22 protein-coding genes are annotated in these 19,904 nt (G+C 63.5%); 2 read left to right on the forward strand and 20 right to left on the reverse strand.

Annotation, left to right across the window (positions count from 1 at the left end; all coding sequences use genetic code 11):
• Positions 1-33 precede the first annotated feature (33 nt).
• The 11 genes from ACYOEI_RS32505 to ACYOEI_RS32555 form a co-directional block, all read right to left on the reverse strand.
• On the reverse strand, positions 34-849 hold the full coding sequence (locus ACYOEI_RS32505; protein WP_462854086.1) for a ComEC/Rec2 family competence protein: 816 nt from the start codon (positions 847-849) through the stop codon (positions 34-36).
• On the reverse strand, positions 846-1,082 hold the full coding sequence (locus tag ACYOEI_RS32510) for a DUF3006 domain-containing protein (protein ID WP_462854088.1): 237 nt from the start codon (positions 1,080-1,082) through the stop codon (positions 846-848). The genes ACYOEI_RS32505 and ACYOEI_RS32510 overlap by 4 nt, the downstream gene beginning before the upstream one ends.
• A 149-nt stretch (positions 1,083-1,231) precedes the next feature.
• Entirely contained in the window at positions 1,232-1,567 is a 336-nt protein-coding gene (locus tag ACYOEI_RS32515; protein ID WP_462854090.1) for a hypothetical protein, read from the reverse strand.
• A 179-nt stretch (positions 1,568-1,746) separates the two neighbouring features.
• Positions 1,747-4,488, reverse strand: a complete 2,742-nt coding sequence (gene tnpC, locus ACYOEI_RS32520; protein ID WP_462854092.1) for an IS66 family transposase — start codon at positions 4,486-4,488, stop codon at positions 1,747-1,749.
• A gap of 247 nt (positions 4,489-4,735) precedes the next feature.
• Positions 4,736-5,878 carry a recombinase zinc ribbon domain-containing protein gene (locus ACYOEI_RS32525; RefSeq protein ID WP_462854094.1) on the reverse strand — a complete coding sequence of 381 codons (1,143 nt, stop codon included), beginning with the start codon at positions 5,876-5,878 and terminating at the stop codon, positions 4,736-4,738.
• Positions 5,879-5,991: 113 nt separating this feature from the next.
• Positions 5,992-6,318: a hypothetical protein gene (locus tag ACYOEI_RS32530; protein WP_462854096.1), complete on the reverse strand. Its 327-nt coding sequence runs from the start codon at positions 6,316-6,318 to the stop codon at positions 5,992-5,994.
• A 227-nt stretch (positions 6,319-6,545) separates the two neighbouring features.
• Positions 6,546-6,764 (reverse strand): ribbon-helix-helix protein, CopG family, encoded by a 219-nt coding sequence (locus ACYOEI_RS32535; protein ID WP_462854097.1) that lies wholly within the window; start codon positions 6,762-6,764, stop codon positions 6,546-6,548.
• Between the two features lie 782 nt (positions 6,765-7,546).
• Complete coding sequence (locus ACYOEI_RS32540) at positions 7,547-8,209, reverse strand: hypothetical protein (RefSeq protein WP_462854098.1); 663 nt, start codon at positions 8,207-8,209, stop codon at positions 7,547-7,549.
• A gap of 428 nt (positions 8,210-8,637) precedes the next feature.
• Positions 8,638-9,348, reverse strand: coding sequence for a sigma-70 family RNA polymerase sigma factor (locus ACYOEI_RS32545; RefSeq protein ID WP_462854100.1), 711 nt, complete (start codon positions 9,346-9,348; stop codon positions 8,638-8,640).
• Between the two features lie 342 nt (positions 9,349-9,690).
• The gene (locus ACYOEI_RS32550) at positions 9,691-10,449 is read right to left on the reverse strand and encodes a hypothetical protein (RefSeq protein WP_462854101.1); all 759 of its coding nucleotides are present in this window, start codon (positions 10,447-10,449) and stop codon (positions 9,691-9,693) included.
• A gap of 79 nt (positions 10,450-10,528) precedes the next feature.
• Complete coding sequence (locus ACYOEI_RS32555; RefSeq protein WP_462854103.1) at positions 10,529-12,778, reverse strand: coiled-coil domain-containing protein; 2,250 nt, start codon at positions 12,776-12,778, stop codon at positions 10,529-10,531.
• Positions 12,779-12,858: 80 nt separating this feature from the next.
• On the opposite strand from ACYOEI_RS32555, the gene ACYOEI_RS32560 reads away from it, so the two are divergent.
• Entirely contained in the window at positions 12,859-13,236 is a 378-nt protein-coding gene (locus ACYOEI_RS32560) for a hypothetical protein (protein ID WP_462854105.1), read from the forward strand.
• 32 nt (positions 13,237-13,268) lie between these two features.
• On the opposite strand, the gene ACYOEI_RS32565 is transcribed toward ACYOEI_RS32560, so the two are convergent.
• The 6 genes from ACYOEI_RS32565 to ACYOEI_RS32590 form a co-directional block, all read right to left on the reverse strand.
• Positions 13,269-13,682, reverse strand: a complete 414-nt coding sequence (locus ACYOEI_RS32565) for a hypothetical protein (protein WP_462854106.1) — start codon at positions 13,680-13,682, stop codon at positions 13,269-13,271.
• Positions 13,683-13,869: 187 nt separating this feature from the next.
• The gene (locus ACYOEI_RS32570; protein ID WP_462854107.1) at positions 13,870-14,325 is read right to left on the reverse strand and encodes a hypothetical protein; all 456 of its coding nucleotides are present in this window, start codon (positions 14,323-14,325) and stop codon (positions 13,870-13,872) included.
• A 248-nt stretch (positions 14,326-14,573) separates the two neighbouring features.
• Entirely contained in the window at positions 14,574-14,768 is a 195-nt protein-coding gene (locus tag ACYOEI_RS32575; RefSeq protein ID WP_462854108.1) for a hypothetical protein, read from the reverse strand.
• Between the two features lie 419 nt (positions 14,769-15,187).
• Positions 15,188-15,445, reverse strand: coding sequence for a hypothetical protein (locus ACYOEI_RS32580; RefSeq protein ID WP_462854109.1), 258 nt, complete (start codon positions 15,443-15,445; stop codon positions 15,188-15,190).
• Positions 15,446-16,470: 1,025 nt separating this feature from the next.
• Positions 16,471-16,818 carry a hypothetical protein gene (locus tag ACYOEI_RS32585; RefSeq protein WP_462854110.1) on the reverse strand — a complete coding sequence of 116 codons (348 nt, stop codon included), beginning with the start codon at positions 16,816-16,818 and terminating at the stop codon, positions 16,471-16,473.
• Positions 16,815-17,060 carry a hypothetical protein gene (locus ACYOEI_RS32590; RefSeq protein ID WP_462854111.1) on the reverse strand — a complete coding sequence of 82 codons (246 nt, stop codon included), beginning with the start codon at positions 17,058-17,060 and terminating at the stop codon, positions 16,815-16,817. Before ACYOEI_RS32590 ends, ACYOEI_RS32585 begins: the two co-directional genes overlap by 4 nt.
• A gap of 35 nt (positions 17,061-17,095) precedes the next feature.
• Here ACYOEI_RS32590 and ACYOEI_RS32595 point away from each other — a divergent pair, with 35 nt between their 5' ends.
• The gene (locus tag ACYOEI_RS32595) at positions 17,096-17,848 is read left to right on the forward strand and encodes a hypothetical protein (protein WP_462854113.1); all 753 of its coding nucleotides are present in this window, start codon (positions 17,096-17,098) and stop codon (positions 17,846-17,848) included.
• Between the two features lie 555 nt (positions 17,849-18,403).
• Here the strand turns inward: ACYOEI_RS32595 and ACYOEI_RS32600 are convergent.
• From ACYOEI_RS32600 to ACYOEI_RS32610, 3 genes are read right to left on the reverse strand one after another with little or no spacing between them, the layout of a single operon-like run.
• Positions 18,404-18,640, reverse strand: a complete 237-nt coding sequence (locus tag ACYOEI_RS32600) for a choice-of-anchor Q domain-containing protein (protein ID WP_462854114.1) — start codon at positions 18,638-18,640, stop codon at positions 18,404-18,406.
• The gene (locus tag ACYOEI_RS32605; RefSeq protein ID WP_462854115.1) at positions 18,604-19,044 is read right to left on the reverse strand and encodes a hypothetical protein; all 441 of its coding nucleotides are present in this window, start codon (positions 19,042-19,044) and stop codon (positions 18,604-18,606) included. Before ACYOEI_RS32605 ends, ACYOEI_RS32600 begins: the two co-directional genes overlap by 37 nt.
• Positions 19,002-19,754 (reverse strand): hypothetical protein, encoded by a 753-nt coding sequence (locus ACYOEI_RS32610; protein WP_462854117.1) that lies wholly within the window; start codon positions 19,752-19,754, stop codon positions 19,002-19,004. The genes ACYOEI_RS32605 and ACYOEI_RS32610 overlap by 43 nt, the downstream gene beginning before the upstream one ends.
• Positions 19,755-19,904: the final 150 nt, after the last annotated feature.

Raw genomic sequence — 19,904 nt, forward strand, 5'->3', positions numbered from 1 at the left:
GTTCCCGGCTTCGCGACGTTTTATGTCCGCCTGCTACGGGAAGGCCTCGATGGTCCCGTCCAGGTCCGTGCGGAGCAACCGGACGCCCTGGCGTGCCACCTGGGCGAGCGTCAGGGGATTTGGATGCCCGTAGTCGTTCGTGGCCCCGACGCTGCACACTGCGAGGCGCGGGGCCGTCAGGCGGAGCCAGGCCGCATCGGTGCCGTTCCTCGAGCCGTGGTGGGCCAGCTTGAGGACCTGGACGTTGTCGACGAGCTCGGGGCAACGCTGGCGCCACCAGGCCCGTTCGGCGTCCTGGGAGTCTCCCGTCAGGAGCGCCGCGAATCCCCCGAGTTGGACGCGGATCCCGATCGAGTTGTCGTTCTCGTCGTTGGCGTCGAGCGGTGGCTGGGGTAGGACCGTGAGGACCGCCGATCCGAGCTCGATCCGCCGCGGGGCCTCGGTGGGGAAGAGCGCCCGGACCCCGGCATCCCGGACCGTCTCGAGGAGGCGGAGGTAGAGCGTCGTCGTGTGTGGTGAGTCGGTCGCGAGGAAGAACCGGGGCCGGTACCGGGCGATGACAGCCGACATCCCTCCATAGTGGTCGGCGTGGTGATGGGAGACGGCTACGAGGTCGATCGAGTTGACCCCGAGGGCTTGAAGGTTATCGATAACCTTCTTCGAGGGCCCGGCGTCGATCAGGGCGGTCTTGCCCTCGGGCGAGCGGATCAGGATCGCATCCCCCTGACCGACGTCGAGGAAGTCGATCGTCAGCTTGCCCGGCTCGACGGCGGGGTCGCTCGGGGCCTGGCCGAGCGCGAGTGGCGCCAGGAGCAACGCCAGCGCGAGCACATCGAACGCCCGCCTCATAGCTTCACGTCCCCGCCCGGGTCGGTCTTGCGGAGCTCGGCCTGCACCTGGGCCGTCTTGTCTGCGACCTGGCGGGTTGCCGCCTCGTCACGCTCGAGCGTCAAGGTGAGCACGTCCCCGGCCTTCGAGCCCTTGGGGAGCATCGATTTCGGGACGTTGATCTGATCGCCGTCCTCGGTTAGCAGGACGGCGAGGGTGCCCTCGAAGCGATCGATGGAGAGGGAATGTTTCACGGCGGGGGTCCTCCTTGGCGGTTCTTTCCGCAACCTTATCAGTGTGCGCGACCAACAGCCAAGCTATGCGGGCATGACTCCCGATCCTCGCGGCTTGCACGATCACGCGCGGGTCTGGGACCGCCGACTTTCGATGCTCGGCTTCCAAATCAGACCTCCAGGCCGCCGAAGTAGTCGACCACGCGGCGCAACTCGACGAACTCGGAATCAGGAAGGCGAAATACTATCTCGATCTCCTCCTCAAGACCCAGTTTCTGAGCCAGGGCGGGGCCGATACGAATCCTGATGCCGTCTCGTCGTGGCTCGACGAATTCAGGCGGGCCGGCCCCTGAGTAGATGGGCATCCGGCGACGACAGTTTCCATCGAGATCGATCGTGAGTTCCTCATAGCCGTAGCGTTCGTGAGGCCATCGGAAAACGACCCAACCCTCTCCGTGGTCGGTGTCGGCATTGACGCCGACATAACTGGCCACGTACTGCGACATCGACGTTGGCCAGCCATACTGCCTCCTTTGACAGTTCTATCCGGGCTTTTCTCTCGGCCGTTCGACCGACAACGCGTCGGCCCGTGTCACTTAATTCTTCACCAATTCCAAACGGCGTCAATGTCTCCCGCGATCCCCGGTGAAAGGAGATCGAGTTGGCAGGGAAGTCACGGTTCGACCTAACGACCAAACTCCTTCTCGAAAGCATCCAGGTCGAACAGGCCGGAGCGCAGGAACTTCAGGAAGCTCACGCCCTTGAGCCGGCAGGTCTCGTAGATGCTCAGGAACAGCAGGTAATCCTGAATCCCCTGCTCGACGTATGATGCGCCCATCATCTTGCGCCGGGAGGCGAACCGCTTGATGGCATTCTCGGCATTGTTGTTGTTCCACGGGATGCCATCGTGATCGAGGAACGTGAACAGACTGGATTGATACTTCTTGATCCTATTCTGATACTTCCTCGCCGCCTCCGATTGGTAGTCCGCCGAAACCACCAAGCGGATAAACCGGTCGACGTCCTGCTTATGTTTCCTCAGATGGCAACACCTGAGGCCGAACTTGTCGATCGTGTCGACGATCGGCTTTAGGACGGCAACGAACGCCTGGGCCAGTCCCTTCAGTCCCCCGTCGAATGGGCAGTGAAACAGGTCGTCGTTGATATCCCTCGCCAGGTGGATGAGGCACTTCTGCTGGGCACACTTGACAGAGTCATAGGCCGAGTAAAAGTCGGAGACGAGGACGCCCCCAAACCCGTTGAGCATCTCCTCGAGGATCGTACCCTCACGTGTGGGGGTGTAGACATAGACAACCTCTTCCAGGTTCGTGAACGCCCAGACGTATCCACTGTGCTTCTTGAGGGCGACCTTGCTCTCGTCGCCGTGGATCAGGGTTCCGCGTCGGAGCTTCTCTTTCAGCCGCTCGTACGTAGCCGCATGCCGACCGGCTTCCCAGGGAATAGTCTTCCTCAAGACATGGTAGCCAGCGGAGAATCCGAAGATCTCGTTAAGACTCAGTTCCACGTCCTCGTGTGTCTGACGCAGCGCCACGTGGTGGTAGAGTACCCAACTGGCGAGGTCGTTGCCGATTCGGATTCCAACGGATCGGTACTCATCGGCCAGGAACGTGTTCTTGCAGGTTCCGCACCTGTACCGTAGCGAGCTGTATTGGGTGACCCATCTCCTGACACCTGACGAGCTAAACCTCAGGTCAAACACCGTCCTGTGGCCCACCGGCCTCTGGTAAATGTGGATCTGGGTGCCACTGCACTCCGGACAGCGATCCGGCTTGCTGCACTCGATGTGCTCGTTGACCCTAAGAGTCCTCTTGCGGAGACGCTGCTTCCGCCGCAGACTCTTGCGGACGGCCGGGCTGGTGCGGACATAGATCTTTTCACGCTGGTAGTCGGAGTATGCGCGCCTGTTGATTTGATCGAGTTCGGGGCAGAAAAACTCGGTCTTCTGGAACCGGAAAGGCCCCTCCTGTCGGATGTCCTCGGCGGATGCGACGGGTGGGCCTGCCTCGCTGGTCGCCATTCCGTCGTTGCACGCCGACAGCAGAAACTCCGTGACCTTGCGCAGCGCCGAACAGTCCTCACGGTTATACAGCAGGAGTTGCTGCTTCAGCGCCTCGTCGTGGCTCGACTCCCAGGCCAGCCGCCATGCCAGGCTCTGGATTCCCGAAGCTTTCTCGGAGGACCATCCGGCGCCCACGAGCTTGCCGATGTCCTTCAGGCTGTTCGAGTGGGTCGGGAAATAGAAGTGCGAGTAGATCACCCCAAGGACGTTGCAGGACTTGGATCGAATGCGATCGATCGCCGCAGCCTCGTCCGCGTTCGCCGATTGCCTCATCCGGTCGAGGAAGCCCTGCTCGTACCGGCCGTAATGATAGACAGTGTAGTCCCGAAATCCCTCGATGACTTCAGCGCAGGCTTGCCAGATAGCCTTCTGCTGGGTCGAGTCATCGGCCCAGAAGGAGTAGCTCGTGGAACGGCCCTCCTCGACCGCGAGCAGGCCGATCAGGTAGTAGGATTTCTGGTCGGGCACCCCTTCGACGTCGAGGTAGAGGGCGACGCGCGGGATCGGCATCAGCGGCCGGTCGAGAACGAAGACCTTCCGCTCGCGGAGGGCCAGGGCCTGGAGAGCGGGTTCGTGCTTGCGGGCCGCTCCCGCTCTCCGCTTGCCCCGACGGCCGGGCCGATAGGTGTGCGAGAGCTGAGCGACTGTGGCGATCCCTCGGCCGCGCAGCTTTTCGACCTCCTTCCCCGAGAGTCCCCGGAGCAGGCTCAGGTCGTCCGTCGCCTCCGCGATCCCCCGGCAGGCACCCCGAAACTCGCACTCGTTGCAGTGCCCGTTCAGGGCCAGCGTGGGTGGACTATCCCGCCGGAGGTCGGCCTCGATCTGTTCGATCAACCCGCGCACTTGTCCAACCAGCGGCTCGATCCTGACTCTCAGGGCCCCGTACTCCTCACCGTGGACGATCCTGGCTTGGGTGGGCAACGTCCCAAGCACCGAGTTCAGGGCGTGGGCCTGGAAGGTGAGCAGGAGCTTGTCCCGCTTCGTGATCTTGTCGTTCCGGACGAACATCACGGGGACGTAGGAGGGGGTACCCTTTCCGGCTCCATCTTCGACTCTCTCCATCAGCTGGATCAGCGATCGGACGTTGCCTGCCGCGGCGGTGGCGTCGAGAATGATGCGAGGGCCGAATCTGATCGCTGCCTCTAGCGAGGGTGGACTGCGCACGATCTCTCGCTCGGTGTACCGGGCGAGGTAGACTTCGAGGGCCCGTTGGATGTAAGCCCGATCCAAGTCGATTCGGACCCGCTCAATGTCGTGTACTTCTCCGGGCGCACCGGCGGCCTTGAGGAACGCCTTCCGCCGGCAATGCAAGTGGTTGATCAGCGTCTCGTTGGTGATTATTCCCATTTGGCCGTCCGCTCCAGCAACTCCACGGGCTGCGACAAACTCGCCGTCACCCCCAGTCGACCAACTGAGGATCCCTCGAATGGTTCGGGTCGTCAGACTCGTCAAGGCAATCGACGTGGCAAGAACGCCATGAGGCTTGGATCGTAGCCGAATCGACTGAGCGAATCACGCCGACGTCCTCCGGTACTGACCGCACCCGGGTAGCAAAGGCAGGCGGCCGGCGAAGCTCGCGGGCCGCCCCTCCGGCTCACTGTCCCGGCCGCGACTTAGGCGTCGTCAGCTCCGATGGCAGCGCCGGGTCCCACCAACCCCGTGGCGTGTGGGCCAACCGACCGAGCCGGTCGAGCTCTCCGGCGTCGGCCCAGCACACGCACCGGCCCCGGTAGCCGGGCAACCGCCGGTACCGGACCCAACCCCGCTGGAGCCACGCGTGGAGCGTGTTCTTCCCGATCCCCAGCTTGCCGGCCAGGTCGATCACGAACCATTCGTCCCGACCCAACGCGGCCCGGTCCGACTTCCGGGCCGGCCGGTCGCCCGGTGTGTGACTCCGCACGAGACGGCTAACGATGTCCTTGTGGAACCGCACCGCCCCTTTCGGCGGGCGGAACCCCTCCGCGTTCAGCCGGTCGGCGATCGCGGCGGACGTCTGCCCCGTGGCACGAAGTTCCCCGATGCGGGCCATCAGCCGGTCGAAATCGGCGGTCTGCTCGTACCGCCCGACCGGGCGGATCAGCTCATGGCGGGTGTGCTGACCACCCGCCCAGGTGATGGTTACCCGGAGCCGATCACTGACCCCCTCGATCTCCACTTCGACCCGCTCGACCAGGAACCGGATGACCTGCTGACGGTCCACCGGTGTGGTCGTCGGGGCGTCCCACAGCGCCGGTAGGTCACGAGCCAACTCGCGGATCTGGTCCACCTCGTGACGGGTGAGCGTGATTGGCTGCGTCTGAAGGAAGCGGGCGTACTCTTCTTCCAGCCGCCGGACCTCCTGCAACGCCTCCTCCCACCGCCGCTCCAGCGTCCGCTGGACAAGCCGATTCTCCGGTTCGGCCGCCTGATACTGCCGCTCGATCCGGGCCGCTTGAGTGCGGCCCCGCTCCAGCCGCTGTCGCCAGTTCTCGTTCAACGCCGACCGCTCCCGCATCACGTCGTCGGCCGCGGCCAGGCTCAGCTCCAGAGCGCCGGGATGCAAGGCGGCCAGCACACGGTCGGCGACGAGTTGGTCAAGGACCCGGCCAGCCAACGAATGGCAGCACCCTCCGCGCGCATCTGGCACCCCGGTCCTGCACGTGTAGCGGAGGATCTGGGCCCGGCCGACGTAGTGGACCGCCATCCGCTTCCCACACCGGCCGCAGATGACGAGCCCGGCCAGCGGCGACGGCCCCACCGCCCCAGAGCTCGACTCGCTCCGAGCTCGGCTCCAGGCCCCTGAATGGTCCGCGCGGCTCGCCGCGACCGGGGCTTGAGCACATCCAAAACACCATCGAGGCCGCCTCGTCTTCACCCTCGTGGCGGCTTCGGCCTGTCTCGCCTGCTCACGGGCCCGGATGGACGAGGGGATTGGCTATCGCGCTTGGCTGGTGGGCCAGGAGTCGTTGCGATCCGGTACGTGGTCACCAGCAAGATGGCCGGCCTCGTCTTGCCGAACTGGGACCGGACCTCGCGAGTGATCTCCTCCGTGGCCGCGATCACCTCAACACGCTCGACGAGGGACTTGAGGGTGAGCTTGACGTACGTGTCCGACATCTCGTCCGCTATCGCGTGCCAGATATCGCTTAAGGGAAGAGGGCCGTTGGCCGCGAGGTAGGCGAGCACGATGGTTCGCATCTCGGCTTCCTGACCGCGGTGTAGGCGAGCTGTCATAGCGGTCTATTCACCAAACTCATTCGTTGGTGGCATCGTTAGATCCTGAGCCGACCCGGCGCGCGATCTTACCCTCTCATCCCATCGCGCGCAAAGAAAGGCCGGGCACCCATCGGCACCCGGCCTTCCTGTCGTGAACCTCGGCTCAGACCCTCCCTTGTTGCATCTTGGCAAGGGAGAACAGGCTAGGTTCAGGTAGTGGTTTTTTCTGCCGAGAACTCAGGTAGGAGGATGTCCCTCTCCTTCCCCTCGGGATCTCGGACGATCAGTCTGCTTCCGGCCGTTGCGGCCTCCCCCACGAGATCGTACAGGGAGAGAGCGCGGCGGATCACCTCGGAGAGACTCTGGTCGGTGTCCTGACTCAGCTTCTCGAGCTTCCCCCGAGCTTTCGAGGGCAGTTCCAGGGTCATCCGGGCCGGACGCTTCGTCTCTTTGGGCATTGGTTCGTCCGATCAGGATCACAAACACGGCGAACGCGACGGCAATGAGTTCGAAGGTAACTACGGGCCAAGGCTCTTTGAGCTCGTGGCACGCGAGTCCCAACAATCCCAGCGTCGCAAGAGAGACTACGAATTCCGGACGATGAGGCCTCAGGAAGTCAAGAATGCCGCTAATCAAAGATATGTTGGCATCCTTCAGACTAACGACCTCAACTGCCTCGAAACCTCGCTCATCCAAACAAAGAGGCGCTCCTTCGGGTTCCACGCTCACAACCCCCCTCTGGATCGGGGGAGCGATGGCTGGAACGCAGGATCCGGATCGCGAGCACAGGCTCGAACCCCCGAAACAGCGTTCTTGCCACCCGACGCTCGCACAGGGGCTAAAGTCCTCCCAGTACGCCGTCGGACAGTAAGAGACGTTCAAATGCTTCGCTGTGTTGATAGCGATGCCCAATGCTCGCCTAAAACTCAACAGCAGCGACGAACAGCGCAGTCGTCTTATGCGAACGATTTTGAAATAAAAATATATAACTAACTGGAATACCCGGGAAGCCCGGACTTTAGCGGCCCTCACGGCGGCAAAAATGAGCCCGCTACATTGCAAAGGCTCACCCATTACTCAGATATTATGCAAAAAATACAGCCAAGTCAAGGAGCGGCCCTAATCTGTTATCGCACGTATTTCATGTAGATTGCCTGACAGTTCCTCACTCTGAATTTCCCAACGAGTCGGCTGCTCATCGAGCGGACTGTCAGGACGTGGCGTCGCTGATGTCGATGTTGGCCAAGAGCCGGTCGACTGGGTCCAGCCTCTCCGCACACTCCTCGGCCCATGCCTGCCAGCGGCCGAGCCCGCTCTCCGGCGAGACGTCCTTGCCGATCTGCTCCGCCCGCTCGCGGACCGCGACGATGAAGGCCCGGAGCTGCTGGGCCTGGGTCCACGCGACTTGCATGTCGGTCAGCTTCCGCACCCGCTCTTCTTCCTGGCGTTTGAGACGCTCCACCTTTTCGGCTTGACGTTGCCTCTCCGCACGGATCTCAGCCTCACGTGCCCAACGGACTCGTCTCTCTCGCAGTTCCGCCACCTTGCAGATGATCCCGTCCACGAAAGAAGTCAGGGCCTCCTCAATGCGATGGTCCTCCGAATCCTGCCATGCCTTCTGTGTATCATCGTCCAGGAACAAACGTAGGTCGCCGGTGGGCAGGTATTCGACCTCTAAACCCAATAGGTCTTCGCGCAGTTGCCCATCCGGTCCTTTGACCAATCGGCGTGCTCGGCGGCGCGTTGTGGTGCGCTCCATGATGCGAAACGCGACGGACTCGCCGTCGATTTCCGCGTAGGTCTTCCGAGGAGGATCAGCGTCTATCCTGATCAGGAACGAGCGTCGCTCCAGAGCCTTGATCAGTGCATCCATGATCCGCATTGCCCTGTCGACGCTCCCAGACGTCACAGCGACGTCCAGACAATCCGGATATCCACAGACTTTTCCCCACCGGCTGAATTCGGACGACTTCAGGCAGTCGTACGTCCAGGCAACTAGGGGATGCGGGGAGCGTAGGCGCTTGGCCACGACGATGGGAGGAGACTCTCCGTCGCCTCGACGCGGAGCGGTCATGTTGGTCGGTCCCGGATGGATTGCGGGTTGATCAGCGACGGGAAGATATCCGGCCCGAGTAGCGAGATGGAAGAGTCGAGCGGATCGGCTGCTCTTAACGAGTCCGTCGTTTAGGAAGTGTGGATAAGATAGCAAGCCCGTTTTCGGGCTCTAGCAGAGGTTCTGCCGGTTTTGCCGGTAGGTACCCCCAGGTATCTCAAAAATTCACGGTCACCCTCTGAAGGGGTCTAACTCGCCACGCAGGCCCCTCGAATCGTCTCGAGCGAATCTCGAACGATCTGCCCGGCATGCTGGGCCGTGAACCCCATCCGGGCCCCGATCTCCTTGTGCATCAGGCCATCGAGGTAGTAAAGCCGCAAGACCTCGCGACCTCGGCCTTCGGTTAGACCGAGCAACGTCTCCGCGTCGAGCCCATCCTCGACGGCTCGACGAGCCCCATCGTCCTCGGCCTCGATGAGCTGGCCGAGGGTCCGTTGGTCGTCCGGTCCCAAGGGGATGTCGAGCGACTGCCGGACGATCTCCTTGGCATAGGTAACCGCGCCCGGGCTCCTCGTGAGGCGGACGGGATAGGCGACCTCGTTGACCTCGTCTTGCATCGCCTTCCGGATCCACCACACGGCGTACGCGGCGAAGGATACCTTCCCGGCCTTCTCGCTCTCCCATCGGTCGATCGCCGTCAGCATGCCGCACATCCCGGCCTGGACCAGGTCGTCGAACTCGACGTTGCAGTCCCGGAACCGCCAGGCGATGTGTTTCAACAACCGGACGTTGGCCATCGCGAACCGGTCTCGGAGTTGGTGGTAGCGCGGCCGGGACCCAGGATCGACGGTCATCGAGGGGCGGAGCTCCGCCAACTCCTCGAGGGCCGCGCGTTCCTCGGCCTTCCCGAGTTGGCGGGGGAGTTGGCCGAACATGTCAGGGCTCGAGAGCGTTCGCATGGTTCTCCCCTCATCTCCGGGAAGCCGGTCTTACCTGCTGACGACAACTCGTCCTCGGCCTCGATCCTTTCAACCGGGCACGGAGCCTCCCCAGCGCCCTTGCCCTCTGGCGATGGTGCTCCCTCGTCTTCCTCCGAACCTCGAAGCTGAGGGGCCTCGATCGGCCGAGGCGGGGGAACGGGTCGGTGTCGGCGACGAAGACGGTGTCTCCGTCCTCGGATGCCTCATAGGCCCGGTTGACCGTCTTCCACGGTTTACGGTGGGACCCGGTCCCGGTCGCGTCGTCGCCTGCCCTCGAGATGTAGCGTGTGAGCATCGATCCCCTTTCGTGGTGCGCTGACCTCAACAAGCCGCGGCAGTCGCCCGGACCGCTTCGAGGCGACGACGAGCCATTGCGATCCCATGGCGGACCGTGCGCTCGGGGACGCCCTCGAGCACGGCGATCATCGAGATGGGCCGACGCATGAGCCGGCCGGTTACCGGATCGAGTTGGCCGACGTCGTGGGCTATCCTCCAGTCCTCATTCCGTCTGGCTCGGATCTGGGCCTTGGTGAGCTTCGGGGCCCTCTTGCTGCCTCGAGGTCGCCCCTTGGCCTTGCCCTTGGCTTGCCCCCCGATCAACCGGGGATCGACGACGACCGTCCTCCCGAATAGCACAAGCGGCTCCCCGTCGGCCGGGTCGAGGGCGAGGGGACGGCCAGTCTCGTCGTCGAGGTAGCTATCCGGCGGAGGTGCCGGGCAGACGAGCCGAGCCTCATCGGGGATGCGATAGCCGTGGCCCTTACCCTCGCGAGGGACGCGGTAGTAAAACGGTTGCTCGCTCGGCCACCCCCAACGGAGCTTGTCCCCGTTCGGATCCTCGACGAGCTCGACGGGTGCCGGCTCGAAGGTGGAGGCGCCGAGGGGGCTGAGAGTCCAGGCCGGTTCCCCGCCGAGGTCCCAGCGCTCGATCAGGTGCGCCGCCTCGAACGCCGCCAGGTCCTCAGTCGAGAACCCGGCGGCCTCAAGGGCGCGTTGCGACGTCCAGGCTTCCTTGCCGGCCACGATGGCGCGGAGGATGCCTTGCTGGGCGTCCGTCAGGCTCTCTCGCGGCACGTTCATCGTCGCCCGTCCCTCTCCGTTGAGGAGCCGCCCTGTCGACGTCGAGGGGCGACTGTGTCCGTGGTGTGGGTCGAGGTCCTCAGTTGATCCGGTTCCGTCGCGTCCGGCTGCGGACCTGGGCGGACCGCTCGAGTTGGCCGATCTGCATCCCTTGCTGTTGGACCTGGGCCAGCATCTGGGCGAGCTCCTGGTTGAGCTGGCCCGCGACGGCGATGAGGCGCTGGGTGTTGTTCATCCCGGCACCGCTGAGGTTCATCATCCGTTGCTGGATGTCGGCGTTGGCTCGGACCGTCGCGACGGTAGCCAGGTCCTCACGGCGTTGGGGATCCATGCCCGGGTTGTTGGCCGCGAGTTGCTGCTGGATCATCCGGTTCACTGCGACCATCATCTGGTCGTTGTTCATCTTGTGGAACCGGCCGAACCTGTCATGCATGCCGCCCTGGGCCTGGAGTTTGGCAAGCGCGGCCCCAGCCCCAGCCTCATAGCCACCCGACTTGAGGCTGGCGTTCTCCGCCTCGATCTGGGCCTCGATCTGCTTCTTGGTGTCGGCACCGTCCTTCGTCTTCGCGGCCTTCGCATCGGCCGCAGCCTTGGCCTTCGCGGCGGCGATCCGGCTCCGGGCGGTCCCCATGATGGTGGAGGCGGCCCCGCCGATGGTCTTGTCCGACCCGGCACCGAAGGCGATTCCTTGCTGAGCGAGGCGCTTCCGGATCTCGGCCTCGACGATGGACTTCACCAAGGCGAACTGGGCTTCCGGGGTGTCGGCCTTGTGGAAGGCCCCATCCTCGCCAGTCAAGCCCCCTTGCTTCTCGGCGACGGGGATCGCCTTGGCCGCCCTTTCGGCGATGTCGCTGGCCTTCGCCAGCGCCTCGAGCGGCACGGCGAGGCGCTTGTGCTCCTCCTTCTCCTCCTTCGTCTTGAGGGACTTCTCGAGCGAGCGGAGGAACTTCCGCATGTCGGTGTCGGCCTCGTCGTGTCGATCGGAGGTCTCCTCGCGCTCGGCCTGAGCGACCATCTCGGGAGTGGTCCGGGCGATGTCGTTGGCAAGCCGCCCTTGGCCGATCTTGCGGAGCTCCTCGGCCAGTCGCTTGCGTGCCGCCGGGTCGTTCCCGTTCGACACCCCGGCGAACAGGCCGCCGACTTCGCGATGGGCTTCCCCGCGGACTCCGAGCGCGTCGTCGCCGAGGATGGCGCGGCGGCGCTTGTCGATGTCGTTGGCGAGGGCTTTGGCATGGGAATCAGCCCGTCTGGCTTCAGCAGCAAAGGTCGCGGCTGCCCCATGCACCCCAGCCGCCCGCTCTGACGCCTCCATGGTCCTCGAGTCGGCGGCTTTCCTCTTCGCGGACTCGAATTGGCGCTGCAGGTCCGCGAGTTGACCATCCTCCCCGACGAGCCGCTTGCCGATGGCCGCTGCGAGGTCGTCGGCCAGCTTCTTAGCGCCGCCAGGTGCCATGCTGAGGAGTTGCTCGGCCTGCTCCCCGGCCTGCTTTTCGTTCTCCCCCTTGATCCCCCGGAACCGGTCAAACGCCTGCTCCGTCGTCGCCATCTCCTTCAGCTTGGCGCGGGCCGCATCGATCTCCGTCTGGTCGATGGAGAGCTTGACCTCCTTCTTCTCCAACTCCTCGATCCGCTTCTTGATCTCGTCCAACCCGGCCGTGGCGAGTCGGAACGGCTCCTTCGAGGAGAAGACTCCCAAGAGGTCGTCGTAATGGTTGATGAGCTGGTTGACCCCGATGGAGCAAAGCGAGATCGCGGCCGTCATCCCCATGCTCCCGCCGAACGCCGTGACGACGCCGGGGATGTTGTTCACGACCCCCGCGAACCCGTATTGCATGTCCTCGATGGCGCGGGAAGCCTCGAGCGCCGCACGCCCCACGTTCGCGGTCGAAGCTCCAACGCCCTTGTTTGCGGCGTTGGCGGCGTTCTTCGAAGCTGTGGCCCTATCCTGGGCATCCGCCATCTGCTTCGTGGCGGTGACGACATCGGCGGTCGACACGACGAACTTCTTCTCAGCCTGCGCCACCAGGTCATAGGCGTCGGCGAGGTCGTATACCTCGGGGCTGGCCGAAGCGTTCGTCTGGTTGAGCTTGGCCTGGACGTCTCGGAGGGACTCGAGGAGCTTCGTCTCCCTGGCGAGCTCGGCCCCGTATTTCCCCATCGTGGAGATCATCTCCTCGACGGTGATCTCGCCGGCCTTCTGGGCCTTGTCGAGCTCGACAATGAGCTCTTTGTAGTTGGTCGTCGACTTGTCCAACTGCTCGATGGACGAGAGTAGCGAGCCCGTACCGGTCTGCTTATAGACCAGTTCGAGTACTTCCTGGGTCACCATTGGATAGTCCTGTTTGAATGGACCGGATAGGATGCGCGGCTTACGCGACGAGGGTTTGGGACCACTGATGGGGCGACGCCATGATTCGGGCTGCGGTGTTTGCGACGACCATGCTCGTGATCTGTGGATGCGGGGTCCGCGAAGGTGGCACCATTGCGGTCAAGTCCGAGATGGTGACTCTCCATCTGGACAAACAGTACTTCGATGCCTACATAGATCGAATCGAGCACGGTCCAGGTAACGGGCCCGACCCCGAACCAGATTCCGACCGTTACCGCCTTCTCTACAAGGGGAGCCGACTCCGCGTCATGGAAACGCTCCCCGACGGCTACATGGTGACCGTGGAGAGCGCGATCCAACGGGATACTTCGCGACCCGGCCCCGACCAGTACCATGAGGACCCCACCTTGAAGGGCAAGGTCGGCTGGGTTGGTAAACGCGAGCTCAGCTTGAAGTGACCCGGGCGCGTTGAGGAACCTTCCGATCGCCATCACCCGATCTCCCGATAGACCTGGACCGTGGCCCGGATGCGGTCTCGGATGGTGGCCATCCACTCCCGAGCCGGGAGCGTGGAAGTGTCCGGCGTCATCGTCGCCTCGTCGAAGGCGCGTTGGATGGTCGCGATGTAGGTCTCCGAGTTGTGGGCATCGAGTCCGGCCTCCTCGGCAATGGTGACCAGTCGCTCGAGGATGGTGCGTCGGACGACCGAATAGATCGTCTCCCGGTCGACGCCTGGGAAGACGGCCGGCCCGACCTCGAGGGCGAGCCTCATGAGCTCCCGGGCCGTCGCGGCATGGGCGTAGAGGTAGCGAGCCCGCTCGGCCGGATCGGTCCGCATGTACGCCTTCACCCCGGCGACGACCATCGGGTCGAACTGATCGCCGAGGCCTTTCAAGTCGAACACGTCGCCTCCCTCCTCGAGCCAAGGGGTCTGCAACACGTCAGGGCGGTTGCCGACCAGCCTTGTCGACGCAACTCGATTCGTCGCAACGGAGATTGACCCGCTCCAAACCTGGGAGGGATCGCTTTGGATGTTGCACGGTGATGCATGAGCCGGGGGTCGGCACGGCGTCGATGGGTTGAAATGACCATCAGGCCCCTCCCGTCGTGTAGGCCGCCAGTCGCTGGCATGAGGCAATCCAGGACTCCGCCAGCCACGACTCCGTCCCCGTCATCTCCAGGGCATCCCGGGTCCATTCCATGAACGTCTCGCGGATCTCGTGGGGCGCGTCGCCCTCGAGTCGCATGGCTTCGGAGCGGGAGATCATCTCCGCCATGAAGTCGACGTTGAGGGGGTAGGCCCCAAGCGAGATGATGTGGCCGCCGAGCTCGCACGAGACCGCCGGCCGGACCCCGACGTCATCCCCCAGGTCGGCGAGGATCCGGGTGTAGAGGGCGAGGGCGAGGAGCCCGGTGTCGGTGGCGCCTGGGAGTGGGGGTGACTCCTCGATCGGAGGGCCGCCGGCGCGGGGAGCGGGACGTCGAGGCTTGCGCCTCATGCCCCAGGGCCGGATCGCCAGGTGTGCCGTTCCAAGGTGCCGTCCCATAATTCCTCCCCACCCGAGGCCCCTTCGGTCGCTCCGTTGCTCACCCCGCCAGGACTCCAAAGTCGTGGTGCACGGTCTCGAAAGGATCGTGCAACACGGTCGGCTTGGCTCGTTAGCCGGTTCCTGGACGCAAGTACCTACCTGTCAGAGGGAACCGCCAGAATTCCAGGCCCCGATGCACCCGAAATCGCGCTGCAAAATGTTGCATGAGGTCGCGCGAGAAATGCACCACGATGCACCATCGCCGGTTATCCCGACGCCTTCGGAACCGCCACGAGGTTGGCCTCGGCCAGTGCCTTGAGAGTCAGGGGGATGGCGTTGGCGATGGCACACACAGCGTTAGTCATCCCGGCCCCGGCATGGAGCGCTTGAAGCGTCGGCCGGACGTTGTTGAGGATGCCCATGGCGCCTTGCTCGAGGTCCTGTGCGATCGGATCTTTCATGGCTTCCCTTTCGACAATGAGGGGTGAGATGGGCACCGAACCTGGCCGACTTCACACCCGGATGGGGAGTGGACCCCGACCCGGGTGGCGGTCGCCGGAAGGCCCAGCGGAATCGTCTGTATACCCCGGCACGCGGTAGCCTCATCGCCACCGTGGCACGGGGACTCCAATGCCCGCGACTGTACGTTAACGGACAATTGTAACGATAGCGGGCGCGACAGGCGAGGGGCGGAGGATGGGACGGTTGCCGATTCGGCGAGGATGTGAGGAGGGGCGGGAAGTCCACACCATCCCCCTGGCCCCCGGGGGGATTGGGAGTGGGGGTCGGCGCGGAGTAGCCCCCTGAACCCCCCAGGCTTTGGGCTACCTCGATGCTACGGGGTGGGTCAACTAAGTCGGCGAGCCATAAGGCCAACCCTTCAGCGATTGGCGGTATAGGTCGTGTGGTCGCCGAAGAACACGAACTCATCTTCGTCGATGAATAAGGCGCATCCGAGCCCGATGAAGGACTCGAAGTGATATACGAGGCGATCGGTGGCTACTCGCGTCTCAACACGCTCGAGCCGCCCGCGGACGCTCAGCCAGGCCAACTTCTCCGCCGCGGGTCGGCCGGACAGGAGATGCTGGACTGCGATGGCTTGTGACGGGAGATCGAGTAGATGGAACGTGTCGGACATCGTGCTGCCTGGCAGAAATCGGATGGAGTGAAGCTCGCCGGTCGGGGCAAGGTCGACGACCAGAAGGCGGTTCCTGATCGTGAATGGCTCGACGCCACAGGCCTTCGGATATGCAAGTTATGACCGAAGCAGGTGTGACCATCGAGTAGGCGGGATAGGCAAGGATTGTCGCTCCGATTTGCCCTCTGAGGGGGGTTCTGTAGGTTTTGTAGGCACTTACCCCCAGGTATATAAAAAAATCGAGGGTCGTCCCTGGCGAGGCCTCTACCCGGCACCGCGGGCCGCTCGGGGTCGCCTCGAAGCTGGCCATACACGGCAGCAGTGGGCGAGGAAGAGGGCCTTCGGATATGCAAGTTATGACCTGGGCACCGGCTCTCGCCACGAGAGCGACTATCGGACCTTGGCACTTCGCGCGTTTGCATGCAACCAGACCGAGCCCTTGGCTGCGAACCACGCTCCGACGATTGCCAGAGACCCAAGGGCGAGAGCCTTCTCGAAGACCGAGGGCCCGTTGTCGCTGTGCAGGCCAATGCCGACGCAAAGCACCATCAGGCAGGTCAGGAGAAACCCAACCCAATCGGACAAGAGCGTTCGAACGATCATGGGAGGGGTCCCCCTTACTGGAGAGAGATGGGAGTAAGTCGAGGTCGTGCGCCATGACGCCCCGTCCCATCATAGTCGACCACGGCGGCCGAGATGCGGAAGACGCCCTATTGCGGGGCAGTCACATGGCCATCCCAAGGTCACATTTTCCATAAGCGGCAACCAATCCCAGACCCCATTTCCCCCGGTTATTCCCCCGGATTGGCCGTTTCCGGCTCGATTTCGGACTATTTTTCGGGATTTCTCGGGATTTCACGCACGCCACAACATCATTCCAAATAGCAACTTAGAGCGTGAACCTGTTTTTTCGATCACTAGGAAGGCTCGGCCTGTCACGCCGGAGGTTGTGGGTTCGAGCCCCATCATCCTCGCTGAATCGCAAACCCCTGGGAAACCAGGGGTTCTGTGTTTCGAATCCCATCTCAAAGTCGCCCCCGGAAACGTTGCCGAACGTCCTCAAACGGGGCTGATGGCCTGAAATCAAAGGCCTGCGATTCAAGCGACGTCAGGTTCTCGACCCGCTTGCCCACCTTGTCCTCCGCCGAGGAGGATCGACACCCATCACAGGATACCTGCTCGATCGCCCATTGCCACCTGGCCACGATGGTCCCGAGGTCATCATTCTCGACGGCCTCGGCCGAGATCGATGCCCGGAGCTCGTCCAGGATTCGACGTCTGGCCTCGGCACCGTCCAGGCCCTCGGCCCGGTGGCGGGCGAGCAATGCCCGGATCAAGACCAGCGTCGCCGAGTCGGGCTCGAGGGGGCTCAACGGGACTCTCCCGGCTCGCGGGCGCTCACATTCGGGGCCATCATCGAGGCGACCCACGCGCCCAACGAGAACCACCAGCTTGCGAGCCAAGCCGACGACGCGATTGGGGCCCAGGAGTCCATCCCGTCCGAGAGCTCGATCATCTCGCGGAGGATGAAAGCCTCAAGCGAGGCGAGGTAGGCAGCCCACGCGATCGAGGCCCATCGTTCCCGGTCCGCACACCAACGCCCGTTGATCGGCACGGAGACTACACTCCCTCGCTCTCGTCGTCCCGCCGATGCGCACCCCGGCCGCCCCGAGTATGATGGGTAGGGGATCCGTTGCTCGTAGGCTCTCCTCGGTCGGGAGCGATGCTCGCTTTTCCCCTATACGATTCCGAGCTTCCCCACCTCATCTACCACCAGGACACCAGGCCATGGCGAATATCCTCTTCAACGATAGGGACCTCCAGGAATACCTCCGAGACAGACAAAAGCCGGTCGTCGAATCGATCGACAGACTGAAGAGGGAGGCATTGCTCGTCGAGGACACCGGGTTGCTCTGCGAAGAATTGGTGGCCAAGAATTCGATCGCTCCGATCCGACTGGTCGAAGCTGGGATCACCTGGGACAAAGACGACACGACCATAAATCAGGGTGCCGCCAACCCGACACCAGCCATCAGGGTCTGTTTCTACGTGCCTTTCGAGGGGGCGGTCGAGCTCTTCCGTTGCTTGCCACCAGAGACCAATTTGCGAGATCGAGTCGCGGCCGACATCTACGGAACCAGTGGGGAGATATCGCTCACATACGAACACACCGCCGCCGACCCCTCCGAGTTTCGCACTCGGTTCGAACGGGATCTTGCCTACATTAAGCCGAAGGTCGCGAACATCAACGTCGCCGTCGAAAAACACAACGAGTCCCTGCGAGGGATCATCCGAGAACGCATCCTTGCGCGAGCCAACCTCCTCCAGGAAAGAGACTGGGAGAAGGAGCTCGGGTTCCCACGGAAGCAGCCTGGAGCAACGAAGGGCCACAAGCCGCGCTGATGGTCAGCGGGCCATGCTCGACGAGGTAGCCGAGCACCGCCGCTTGGCGGTGAACGTGGAACGTGCCGAGGTTCGCGTGATAGCGGGCAGCGCCGCGGTCCTTGCGTCGGTTATCTGTCCCATTGCGACTCACGCCCCTCCCTTTGCTTTCAACCCTGATCGAATCCTCCCCATCGCCCTCGACCTCTGGCGATCGTACTCCCACGCCTTCCTCACTACCCGAGAGCCACGTAATAAGGCCTCCGTCGAGGGCCCTCACGTCGGACGGGTCGCTCCGTTGCTCATTCCTCCAGGGTTCCAAAGCCGTGAGGCACGGTCAGGACCCTTCTTTGCACACCCGGACGACGCTCCCCTTGGCTCTCATGGGGGGATCGTCGCCAATCTTGGACGGTGACCGCCGGTACCTGGAGACAATACGGCAATTCTAGGACACGAGTTACTAAGCATTATTTCATCCGTGGATGCGTAAGGTGTCTTTCTGGGCCGCATTCTGGGGATCGACCAAAGAGGGCGAGGACGCTGGTGTCGACTACAGAGGTGGACTGAGGGCGGGAGTCAGTGGGCGGGAGACTCGAAGGCGCCGAGGTCGAGGGCAGGTCCCTGAGGCCTGGGGCTCCCTCGAAGGTCGGTCGGGATTCGCCCTGAGCCTGCCGCAACTCCGGTGGCGGCGTCGAGGGCGGGCGAGGGGTTGGACAGGGAGTAGTCACCGCTCGAGGGCGCGACGAAGCGCGGATCGCCGTCGCGCGAGTCACGGTCTAAGCCCAGGTCTTTCCCTGCCTGGAGGGAGAGCAACGCGCTCGGCCGTCATACCGCGTCTCGAAGCGAGCGTTCGGGGCATAGAAGTTGGAGGAGGCCACGAGCCCCTTGGGCTCGAACCCGGCGAACCACGTCCGCACGGCCGTCCCGTTGGTCATGAGGATGTTGCCATACCAACGCAGGCCGCTCCCGTTCCGCTTCAAGCTGATCGCCGCGTCGAAGTCCGGCGCCTTCGGGTCCAGGACGACGGTACAAAACCGCACGCTGTTGTCCGTCCCCCCTTCGACGATCGCCGCCTGGTATCCCGAGAATCCGGGGTTGGATCCTGTAATGAGCACATTCTGAAGGACGTTCTCGCGTCCTTCGAGCACGACACCGCCGCGAGGGCCGGAGACCGTCAGGCCGTCGACGACGATCTTTTCGCCGTAGATCCCAAGCACGGCATCCTCCAATCGCCCCCTTTGACTCGGATCTCGGCCCCCGACTTACTGTTGCCAAGCGAGACGTCGCCGAGCCGTGAGGTCAAGTCTTCCGGCACGATCGAGCCGATCCCCTCGCCGTGGGTCACGAACGCCGGGTAGCGTCCGCCCGTCCCGGTGTCCTCGGGATGTTCGGCGACGCAACGACGGTAATGCGACGTGTCTCCCTTTCGAGAGCGTTCGCTGTAGGTAATGAAGGCCGAGGCGCCCCCGACACCTTGGTCGGGCATCGTCCGGGACGCAAGCAGATCCTCGCCGACGAATCCCGTCGAGTTGATGATCCCGAAGTGATGCTTGCCGCAACGGTACGCCTCGCAGCGCTCCAGGCGAATCCCCGAGCTCCCGAAGACGCGGAACCCGTAACCCGAGTCGAAGCGGGCCGTTTCATCGACGACGAGGTCGCGGAAGGTCAGGTGGTCCTTCCCATTGGTATGGACCAGATCCTCGCGCACGACGGCCGTGAAGGTCCGGGGGTCGTGGCGAGGGTCGACGCTCCCGGGGTTGAGATGCAGACGTCCCCGAGTCGGACACCACGACCTGGGATGAGTTTTGACGTAGGCCAGGGCAACCGCCTCCTGGGTTACGTAGTGGAGAGCGATCATGCTCTCCCACCAATGATCCCAATGCCGTTTGGCACCGAGACCAATCGCGAGGATCGCGATGGCCACCATCAGGTGCCGGATCGTCAGGCGGGGGAGTCGCAGCGCTCGTCTCCTTCCGTTGCGAACACACCCAATCCCGACGTGATCCTATCAGCCGCATTCCTTCGGGTCGAAGCCGAATCGACCAACGACCCACCGAACGCTCAACCATCATAAGAG

This window comes from Singulisphaera rosea (assembly GCF_054877945.1).